Origin of the sequence: Microbacterium sp. 69-7 (assembly GCF_001897985.1) — a bacterium.
Taxonomy (GTDB): Bacteria; Actinomycetota; Actinomycetes; order Actinomycetales; family Microbacteriaceae; genus Microbacterium; species Microbacterium laevaniformans.
This window is the reverse complement of record NZ_MKRU01000037.1, coordinates 1-8,887: the sequence shown is the minus strand read 5'-3', so window position 1 is coordinate 8,887 and position 8,887 is coordinate 1. Positions and strand designations below refer to the sequence as shown.

Sequence of the window (8,887 nt, the reverse complement as noted above, 5' to 3'; positions counted from 1 at the left end):
GCAGCAGCAGGGCCGCGACACCCAGGAGGTGAAGCGACAGCCGGCGGTGCGGGATGCCGCGGCATCCACCCGCCAGCATGTCCCAGAATCTGTCGTCTGCAAGGGCCTGGGGCGACCAGAAGCGGGACACGGTGTGCAGCAAGTGGGACACGGTGGGCCGCAAGGGGGACGCGCGGATCCGGTGCGCGCCGCGGGGGCGGATGCGGAGGTGATGCCATGCTGAGCCGGATCGCCGAGAGCCTGTTCTGGATCGGACGCTACATCGAGCGCAGCGACGGCACCGCCCGCATCCTCGACGTGCACCTCCAGCTGCTGCTGGAGGACCCCTGGATCGATGAGGACACGGCCTGCCGCTCGCTCATGGGTGTCATGGGCTCGGTGCCGCCACCACCGACGGTCGAGGTCACCCGCTCCGACGTGCTGACCAGCCTCGCCGTCGACCGCGCCAACCCGTCGAGCATCGCCTACGCCGTGCAGGCGTCGCGCGAGAACGCCCGCCGCGCGCGCGAGATCGTCTCGACGGAGCTGTGGGAGACGCTGAATACGACCAATTCGCGGATGCCGCGCCGCCTGCACAACGAGAAGGTGCACGAGTTCTTCCAGTGGGTGCGGGAGCGCTCCGCGCTCGCCGTCGGCATCACCGATTCCTCCACGAGCCGGGACGAGGCGTGGCAGTTCCTGACGCTGGGGCGGGCGATCGAACGCACCGACATGACCGCACGGCTTCTCGCGACGCGCGCGCTGACCGAGGCATCCGGTCCGTCGTGGACGACGATCCTGCGCTCCTGCGGCGCCTACGAGGCGTATCTACGCACCTATCGCGGGATGCCGAGCGCGTCCAACGCAGCTGAGTTCCTGCTGCTGGACCGGCTGTTCCCGCGCTCGATCATCTACTCGATCGCCCAGGCCGAAGCGTGCATGCGGGAGATCGACCCCGTGGCCGATCGGGTCGGCCACTCGAACACCGTGCTGCGGGCGCTGGGACGCATCCGCAACGACCTCGAGTACCGGCCGATCGGCGAGATCCTCAGCGAGCTGCCCGATCACATGGAGCGTGTGCAGAAGGTCACGCGGGAGGCCTCGGAAGCCATCCGCGGGCGCTTCTTTCCCACGCACGCCGAGCCGAGCTGGATCGGAGAGACATCATGATGCGGCTGCGGATCGAGCACACCACCGGCTTCGCCTATCAGGGCGACGTGGGAGCGTCGTACAACGAGGCGCGGATGCTGCCCATCTCCACCGACAGTCAGTTCGTGCTGAGCTCGCAACTGGACATCGACCCGTCGACGAGCGTCAACTACTACCTCGACTACTTCGGCACTCGCGTCGCCGCCTTCGACGTGCTCGCCGGCCACCGGTCGCTGGAGATCACCGCCCGCTCGCTCGTCGAGGTGCGCCCGCGGCCGCTCGAGTTCCCCGAGCTGAGCTGGGAGCGGCTCGCAGCCGAGAGCGTACGCTCGATCGGCACGGTGGAGATGCTCGGGCAGTCGACCCGCACGAGCCCGCATCCCGAGGTCGCCGAGCTCGCGCGCGACATCGCCGCCCGTCACGATGAGCCCGCCCGCGCGGCGCTGGAGATCGCGACCGCCGTCGGTGACGCGATGGAGTACATGCACGGCATCACCGGCGTGCATTCGACCGGTGCGGAGGCGTGGGTCGAGCGCAAGGGCGTCTGCCAGGACATCACCCACATCACGCTCGGGGCGCTGCGCGAAGTCGGCATCCCCGCGCGCTATGTGTCGGGGTACCTGCATCCGCAGCCGGATGCCGAGGTCGGCGTGCCCGTGACCGGCGAGTCCCACGCCTGGGTGGAGTGGTTCTCGGGCGGGTGGCAGGGGTTCGATCCGACCAACAACGCCGAGATCGGCGACCGGCACGTGCTGGTCGGGCGCGGCCGTGACTACAACGACATCCCGCCGCTGCGGGGCGTCTACGCCGGCCCGTTCAAGAGCAACCTGCACGTGAAGGTCACCATCACCCGGGAAGCGTGACGCCTCCGCGGGGACTGCGCAGCGGCTCGGTAGGCTGAACCGGTGACGACGTGGCGCAGCTCGCAGAAGGCTGATCGTCGAGCACGCCTGCTCACGGAGGCCGCCGCGCTCTTCGCGCGGCGCGGGTTCGCGGCGGTGACCACCGTCGAGATCGGGGAAGCCGTCGGGATGAGCGGCCCGGCCCTGTACAAGCACTTCCGGAGCAAGGATGCGCTGCTGGCGGAGCTGCTTCTCGACGCGAGCGAGCGTCTGCTCCAGGGCGCTCGGGAGATCCTCGGTGCCGGCCCGGTGACGGATGCCGCCGCGGCGCGCGCTGCGCTGGACGAGCTCATCGCATTCCACATCGGCTTCGCGACCGCGGCCCCTGACATCATCCGCATCCAGGATCGGGAGCTGGCCGGACTCGACGCGGAGACCAACCAACGCGTACGGCGGCTGCAGCGCGAATACGTGCAGGACTGGGACACCGTGCTCGCCGCGGCCGTTCCTCGCCTGAGTGCGGCCGAACGCGAGACGCGGCTGCTCGGGGTCTTCGGTCTGCTCAACTCCACGCCCCACAGCGCGCCCGCCAGCGGTGCGGCGGCAGCCGGCATCCTCGCCGCGATGGCGCACCGGGCTCTGGTCGAGGGATGATCACGCCCGTCGCGGCGCCGCGGGCAGGCATCGCATGAGGGTCATGCGCGTCGCGGTGGCCACGACCTCGTCGCGCTGGTTGCGCATCGTGTGGGCGAACTCCACGATGCCCTGCCCCGGTCGGGACGACGACAGGCGCTTTCGGGTGATGAGCGTCTCGGCGTAGAGGGTGTCGCCGACGCGTACTGGCGCCGGGAACGCCACCTGGCCGAAGCCCAGGTTCGCCACGATCGTTCCCTGCGTGAGCTGGGCGACCGACAGGCCGACCAGCGTCGACAGGGTGAACATGCTGTTGACGAGGCGCTCCCCGAACTCGGTGCCCGCAGCCCACGCCGCGTCGAGGTGGAGCGACTGCGTGTTCATGGTGAGCGTCGTGAACAGCACGTTGTCGGCTTCCGTGACGGTACGCCCGGGGGCATGCACGTAGAGCGCCCCCTCGATGAACTCCTCGAAATAGAGCCCCCGCTGCTCGATCCGTGCCGCGGCGATGCCGTCGCTCATGCGTCTTCCCTCTCGATCGTGGCCACGACGCCGCCGCGGGCGACCTGATCGCCGGCGGCGACGGTCAGCCGCACGGTGCCGCCCACCGTTGCGCGCAGCACATGCTCCATCTTCATCGCCTCCACCGCGACGATCGCGTCGCCCACCTCGACATGGGCGCCCTCGTCGACCGCCACCATGACGACCGTGCCCGGGAGAGGGGAGGTGAGTGTGGGGGAGGCGTCGGCGGTGCGGTCCGCTCCATATGTCGCGCGGTGCTCGCGCACGAGAACCGCGTCTGCGTCAGTACGGAGCCAGACTCCGCCCGATCCCGCCGCGAACGGGAAGGAGCGTCCGAGACCGCCGATGCCGACCGTCGCCCGTCCCTCGTCGAGGGCGACCGTGGCGGCTCGCGGTCCGCCGTCACCGACCGCGACGCGCAGCGGCGACGCCCACACCCGCACCCGCTCCCGCCGCGCAGAGGTCTCGAGGTCGAACGCGCTCGGTACCGCCGGACCGAGCCGCCACCCGTCGGCGCGCGCCCAGGGTCCTGTCGGGCCGGTCGGACCCGTCGCGGTGGTGCCGGTCGGCTGTGCGTGCATGACGAGCGCGGCTTCGGCGAAGGTACGCTCCGAGGTCTCGGGAAAGGCGAGGTCGTCGAAGACGCGGGCGATGAGCCCGGTGTCGAGCTCACCGGCGATGACTTCGGGCCGCTCGAGCAACAGCTTCAGGAAGGTGAGGTTGGTCTCGAACCCGAAGATCGCGGTCTCGGCGATGGCAGCCACGAGACGACGCCGCGCCTCTTCGCGGTTCGGAGCCCACGCGATGAGCTTCGCGAGCATCGGGTCGTAGTCGGTGGAAACGTCGAGGCCGTCCTCGAGCGAGGTGTCCACGCGGATGCCGGGTCCCGACGGGTGCACGACCCGTTCGACCCGGCCGCCGGTGGGCAGGAACCCCGCTTGCGGATCCTCGGCGTAGACGCGCACCTCGATGGCGTGGCCGTTCAGGCGCACGTCCTGTTGCCGGAACGGCAGCGCCTCGCCCGCCGCGATGCGCAGCTGCAGCTCCACCAGGTCGAGGCCGGTGATGAGTTCGGTGACGGGATGTTCCACCTGCAGGCGCGTGTTCATCTCCATGAAGAAGAACTCGTCCGGACGGTCCGCGGGGACGATGAACTCCACGGTGCCGGCGCCCACGTACCCGACGCTGAGCGCCGTCTCGCATGCGGCGGCCCCGATGCGGGCACGCGTCGCGGCATCCAGCAGGGGAGAGGGAGCCTCCTCGACGACCTTCTGATGCCGTCGCTGCAGCGAGCACTCGCGTTCGCCGAGGTGCACGATGTTGCCGTGGGAGTCGGCGATCACCTGCACTTCGATGTGCCGTGGCGTCGTGACGTAGCGCTCGAGAAACAGGGTGTCGTCACCGAAGGACGCCGCCGCCTCGCGCCGGGCGGCGGCGACGGCGGCCGGAAGCTGCGCCTCCTCCTCGACGACGTGCATCCCTTTGCCGCCTCCGCCCGCGGAGGGCTTGATGAGGACGGGGAAGCCGACTCCGGCAGCGCCGTCGATCAGCTCCGCGTCGGTGAGGCCGGCGCGCGCAAGCCCCGGCACGGTGGGCACACCCCGGGCTTCCACCGTCCGCTTGGCCGAGATCTTGTCGCCCATGATCTCGATCGCCTCGGGGCTCGGGCCGATGAAGACGATGCCGGCATCCGCGCAGGCGCTCGCGAAGGCGGCGTTCTCGGCAAGGAAGCCGAAACCGGGGTGGACGGCCTCGGCGCCGGTCTGCCGCGCGGCATCCAGCACACGCTCGATGGACAGGTAGCTCTGAGCGGCGGGGGCGGGCCCGAGGCGCACCGCCTCGTCGGCGAGGCGGACGTGCACGGCATCCGCGTCGGCGTCGCTGAAGACGGCGACCGAGCGGATGCCGAGGCTCCGGAGCGTACGGATGATGCGCACGGCGATCTCGCCGCGGTTGGCGACGAGCACCTTCGTGATGGTGGTCATGCGATCACATCCGGAAGACGCCGTAGCCGGCGTCGGTCATCGGGACACGGGAGACGACGTCGAGGGCGAGTCCGAGCACGTCGCGGGTCTGCGCGGGCTCGATCACGCCGTCGTCCCAGAGCCGCGCGGTGGAGTAGTAGGGGCTGCCCTGGCGTTCGTACTGGTCGCGGATGGGCGCTTCGAACGCCGCCTTCTCCTCCTCGGTCCAGGCGTTGCCGGCGGCGCTGAGCTGCTCGCCCCGCACGGTCGAGAGCACGGATGCCGCCTGTGCGCCGCCCATGACCGACACCCGTGCTCCCGGCCACAACCAGAGGAAGCGCGGGGAGTAGGCGCGACCGCACATGGAGTAGGTCCCGGCACCGAACGACCCGCCCACGACGACCGTGAGCTTGGGCACGCGGGTGCAGGCGACGGCGTTGACCATCTTCGCGCCGTGCTTGGCGATGCCGCCGTGCTCGTATTCGCGCCCCACCATGAAACCGGTGATGTTCTGGAGGAACAGCAGCGGGATGCCGCGTTGGTCGCACAGTTCGATGAAGTGCGCCCCCTTCATCGCCGACTCGGCGAACAGGACGCCGTTGTTGGCGACGATGCCGACGGGGTGGCCGTGGATGTGTGCGAAGCCGGTGACGAGGGTCTCGCCGTACTCCTGCTTGAACTCCGCGAACCGGCTGTCGTCGACGAGTCGTGTGATGATCTCGCGCGCGTCGTAGGGAGTGGTCAGCTCGACCGGGACAACGTCGTAGAGAGTGTCGGCGTCGTGCGCGGGCGGATCGGCCGGGCCGAGATCGTACGGCAGCGCGGCGCAGCGCGGCAAGGTGGCGACGATGTCGCGAACGATCTGAAGGGCGTGATGATCGTTCTCGGCGAGATGATCGGTGACGCCCGAGATGCGCGAGTGCGTCACCCCGCCCCCGAGTTCCTCCGCCGTGACGACCTCGCCGGTCGCGGCCTTGACCAGAGGCGGACCGCCGAGGAAGATCGTGCCCTGGTCGCGCACGATCACGGTCTCGTCGCTCATCGCCGGGACGTAGGCGCCGCCGGCGGTCGAGGAGCCCATCACCGCGGAGATCTGCGCGATGCCGTCGCGTGACATCCGCGCCTGGTTGTAGAAGATGCGACCGAAGTGCTCGCGATCGGGGAACACCTCGTCCTGGAGGGGCAGGAACGCGCCGCCGGAGTCGACGAGGTAGATGCACGGGAGGCGATTCTCGGCCGCGACCTCCTGTGCGCGCAGGTGCTTCTTCACCGTCATCGGATAGTACGTGCCGCCTTTGACGGTGGCGTCGTTGGCGACGACCATCACGTGCCGCCCGTGGACGAGGCCGATGCCGGCGATGACGCCGGCGGCGGGAGCGTCGCCGCCGTAGAGACCGTGCGCGGCGAGGGGAGCGAGTTCGAGGAACGGGCTTCCGCGATCCAGCAGCAGGTCGATCCTGTCGCGAGCCAGGAGTTTGCCGCGGGAGGTGTGCCGCTGGCGCGCGCTGTCGGGGCCGCCCCGCGCGGCTCTCTCGCGCACGGCGCGCAGCGTCGCCACGAGCTCGCGGTACCCGTCCGTCGCCTTCGTCGACACGGCATCCTCATTTCGGTTATCAATCAGTAACCCGATCAGAAACATAGCGCCTGCGGCGGGGAATGTCCACCGTCGTCACTGATCTGGGGCCCCCGCGCTGGTGCGGCACAATGTTGCGATGAGCATGCCCGCCGAGCAGTCGCCGTCCTACTGGTACGTGGACGAAGATGCGCGCTCTACGTCGGTCATGGAAGCCATGCGCTCCTACCGGGCCGCCGAGGTGGCGATGCGGCGAAGGACCCAGCAGTCGATGGACATGGGAGAGAACGAGCTTCTCGTGCTCCGCTTCCTCGCGCGCGCACGCTTGCGCCACGAGGATGTGACGCCCGTCGCCCTGAGCCGCTATCTCGGGATCACTTCCGCGTCCACGACCGCACTGCTGGACCGGCTCGAGAAGTCGGGCCACATCACGCGGACCCCCAACCCCGGCGATCGCCGCAGCGTGCTCATCCGCTCCAGCGAGAAGTCCGATGACGAGGTGCGTCAGACGCTCTCAGCGATGCACGAGCGCATGATGGCGGTCGTTCGCGAAATGGATCAGGACCATCGGGACACGGTCATCCGCTTCCTCGACGCGATGCGCGTCGCGGTCGATCACATCGACGCGTAGTCGCGAGCGATCGTGGGGTCGGCGATCTCGTCGGCGGCGTCGGTCGCGGCATCCAGGAAGGCGATCACGGCGGCTCGCCCCTCCTCGGACAGGTGGTCGATTGTTGTCGCCACGCGGTTCTCGAAGGCGTCGACCAGGGTTGCAACCTCGGCTGCCGCGCGCGCGGTCGGAGCGATGAGGATGCTGCGCCGATCGGTGGGATGGCTCACGCGCTGAACACTCCCGAGGCGCTCCAGTCGGTCGAGCAGGGCCGTCGTCGACGCGGAGCTGATGCCGAGGTGGCGCGAGATCTCGCTCGGCTTGACGTCGGTGCCCGCGCGATCGCAGGCCAGAACGTACTGAAGGATGCGCAGCTCGTTCTCGCCGAGGGCGGCATGGGTGCGCACGCGCTGATGCATCTGTGCGTCGGCCGCTCTGAAGCGTGCCAGAGCATCCAGGACGGGGGTTGCGTCGGGCGTGTGTGCGGTCGTCACCTCGCTCGCCTCCCAGAAGAAGTCATCACCGAAAAGCTACGGTGCCTCCAATATAGCTCATGAATTATCTCGTTTGACTAACTACTTATTAACAGAATAACCTTTCTCGTAACCGACCGGGCGCAACGCACCACACCGAGGGAGTCACGATGGGACGCATGTACTACGGCAACAGCTCCGACGCGATCGAGATCGACGACGTCGACCTCGCTCACCTTCGGATGGTCGCGATGACCAAGCTCCGCCGGTCGGAGGGCTTCAGCCTCACGTTCTCGTCGCCCGCCGTCGGTCGGACGGCCCTGTGGGTGCACAGCGCGATTCCGCTGCGCTTCGAGTTCGACGACGCGGAGCCCATCCGCCTCGACCCCGCGCGGGTGAACGAGATCGCCCAGGCGGCGGCTTCGGCGGCTGGAGTGGTGATGGAGCGTGCGCTGACCACCGCGCCGTCGCGCGCGGAGCTGGCGGCCGTCGCATGAGCATCATCGCTCCGGCGTCCGCGGGGCGCGTGACCTGGGCCCGTGTCAGTGAGGACTTCTTCGTCGCCTCACGCGCCGGTGACTACGTGGGCTGCGTGGAGGGCACACCCGACGGACACTTCGTCGGCTTCGACTCGCGCTCGACCCCCGTCGGCCGTTACATGACCCTGGTCGACGCTCAGCGCGCGGTGTTCGGCGCTCATGCCGCGCGGCCCGAACCCGGTGTCGAGTCGCGGTCGACGCGCGCGCAAGCGCTGTGGCAGGCGGCGGCGACGGTGAGCGGAATCGTCGCGCTCGGCGCGCTGGCGACCGCCGTGTTCACGACGCCTCTGGTCTAGATCGCACCGCGCGGTGCGGCTCAGACTCCGGCGGCGGTTGCCTCGGCGATGGCCTGCTCGGTGCGTTCCTGCAGATAACCGCACAGGTCGGCGAGGGTGGAGAGATCGGCCGACAGGCGGGCCACGCCCGCGGCGTCGAGGTCGAAACCCTCGGTCCGGGGCTCGAACGTCACCATCCACCGCGGGTGGCCGTCGGCGATGACCGGCTGGATGTAGGTGACCGTGGACGCGTTGCTCAAGGCGACGACGACGAGGCCGGAGTCCGGTCCCGGTGTGAACTCCTTCTCGAGAACCGACACGGAGGAAG

At 69.4% G+C, this 8,887-nt stretch carries 11 protein-coding genes; 6 read left to right on the top strand and 5 right to left on the bottom strand.

Annotated elements, in window-relative coordinates; translation table 11 throughout:
* The first annotated feature begins 216 nt into the window (after window positions 1–216).
* The 3 genes from BGN98_RS03650 to BGN98_RS03640 are packed head-to-tail and all read left to right on the top strand — an operon-like array spanning window position 217 to window position 2,624.
* Window positions 217–1,149 (top strand): alpha-E domain-containing protein, encoded by a 933-nt coding sequence (locus tag BGN98_RS03650; RefSeq protein ID WP_005047726.1) that lies wholly within the window; start codon window positions 217–219, stop codon window positions 1,147–1,149.
* Window positions 1,146–1,991: a transglutaminase family protein gene (locus BGN98_RS03645; protein ID WP_036286947.1), complete on the top strand. Its 846-nt coding sequence runs from the start codon at window positions 1,146–1,148 to the stop codon at window positions 1,989–1,991. Before BGN98_RS03650 ends, BGN98_RS03645 begins: the two co-directional genes overlap by 4 nt.
* 42 nt (window positions 1,992–2,033) lie before the next feature.
* A complete protein-coding gene (locus BGN98_RS03640; protein WP_036286949.1) occupies window positions 2,034–2,624 on the top strand; it encodes a TetR/AcrR family transcriptional regulator in 591 nt (196 codons plus the stop codon).
* Here BGN98_RS03640 and BGN98_RS03635 read toward each other — a convergent pair whose 3' ends face one another.
* The 3 genes from BGN98_RS03635 to BGN98_RS03625 are packed head-to-tail and all read right to left on the bottom strand — an operon-like array spanning window position 2,625 to window position 6,728.
* Window positions 2,625–3,125 carry a MaoC family dehydratase gene (locus BGN98_RS03635; protein WP_036286952.1) on the bottom strand — a complete coding sequence of 167 codons (501 nt, stop codon included), beginning with the start codon at window positions 3,123–3,125 and terminating at the stop codon, window positions 2,625–2,627.
* Window positions 3,122–5,110, bottom strand: coding sequence for an acetyl-CoA carboxylase biotin carboxylase subunit (locus tag BGN98_RS03630; RefSeq protein ID WP_288119615.1), 1,989 nt, complete (start codon window positions 5,108–5,110; stop codon window positions 3,122–3,124). The genes BGN98_RS03635 and BGN98_RS03630 overlap by 4 nt, the downstream gene beginning before the upstream one ends.
* Window positions 5,111–5,114: 4 nt before the next feature.
* A complete protein-coding gene (locus BGN98_RS03625) occupies window positions 5,115–6,728 on the bottom strand; it encodes a carboxyl transferase domain-containing protein (protein ID WP_288119613.1) in 1,614 nt (537 codons plus the stop codon).
* 73 nt (window positions 6,729–6,801) lie between these two features.
* Here BGN98_RS03625 and BGN98_RS03620 point away from each other — a divergent pair, with 73 nt between their 5' ends.
* Window positions 6,802–7,293, top strand: coding sequence for a MarR family winged helix-turn-helix transcriptional regulator (locus tag BGN98_RS03620; protein ID WP_288119611.1), 492 nt, complete (start codon window positions 6,802–6,804; stop codon window positions 7,291–7,293).
* On the opposite strand, the gene BGN98_RS03615 is transcribed toward BGN98_RS03620, so the two are convergent.
* A complete protein-coding gene (locus BGN98_RS03615) occupies window positions 7,278–7,766 on the bottom strand; it encodes a MarR family winged helix-turn-helix transcriptional regulator (protein ID WP_036286981.1) in 489 nt (162 codons plus the stop codon). The two genes, BGN98_RS03620 and BGN98_RS03615, sit on opposite strands and share 16 nt — an antisense overlap.
* Before the next feature lie 149 nt (window positions 7,767–7,915).
* Here BGN98_RS03615 and BGN98_RS03610 point away from each other — a divergent pair, with 149 nt between their 5' ends.
* On the top strand, window positions 7,916–8,242 hold the full coding sequence (locus tag BGN98_RS03610) for a DUF7882 family protein (RefSeq protein ID WP_061683815.1): 327 nt from the start codon (window positions 7,916–7,918) through the stop codon (window positions 8,240–8,242).
* Window positions 8,239–8,580, top strand: a complete 342-nt coding sequence (locus tag BGN98_RS03605; protein ID WP_061683814.1) for a hypothetical protein — start codon at window positions 8,239–8,241, stop codon at window positions 8,578–8,580. Before BGN98_RS03610 ends, BGN98_RS03605 begins: the two co-directional genes overlap by 4 nt.
* A gap of 20 nt (window positions 8,581–8,600) precedes the next feature.
* Here BGN98_RS03605 and BGN98_RS03600 read toward each other — a convergent pair.
* A partial coding sequence (locus tag BGN98_RS03600; protein WP_288119606.1) for a protein-L-isoaspartate carboxylmethyltransferase occupies window positions 8,601–8,887 on the bottom strand: 287 nt, incomplete at its 5' end.

Coding starts and splice junctions, on each gene's coding strand:
- BGN98_RS03610 (WP_061683815.1), top strand. CDS start 7,916: ATGGGACGCATGTACTACGGCAACAGCTCCGACGCGATCGAGATCGAC.
- BGN98_RS03605 (WP_061683814.1), top strand. CDS start 8,239: ATGAGCATCATCGCTCCGGCGTCCGCGGGGCGCGTGACCTGGGCCCGT.
- BGN98_RS03630 (WP_288119615.1), bottom strand. CDS start 5,110: ATGACCACCATCACGAAGGTGCTCGTCGCCAACCGCGGCGAGATCGCC.
- BGN98_RS03645 (WP_036286947.1), top strand. CDS start 1,146: ATGATGCGGCTGCGGATCGAGCACACCACCGGCTTCGCCTATCAGGGC.
- BGN98_RS03635 (WP_036286952.1), bottom strand. CDS start 3,125: ATGAGCGACGGCATCGCCGCGGCACGGATCGAGCAGCGGGGGCTCTAT.
- BGN98_RS03620 (WP_288119611.1), top strand. CDS start 6,802: ATGAGCATGCCCGCCGAGCAGTCGCCGTCCTACTGGTACGTGGACGAA.
- BGN98_RS03625 (WP_288119613.1), bottom strand. CDS start 6,728: ATGTTTCTGATCGGGTTACTGATTGATAACCGAAATGAGGATGCCGTG.
- BGN98_RS03650 (WP_005047726.1), top strand. CDS start 217: ATGCTGAGCCGGATCGCCGAGAGCCTGTTCTGGATCGGACGCTACATC.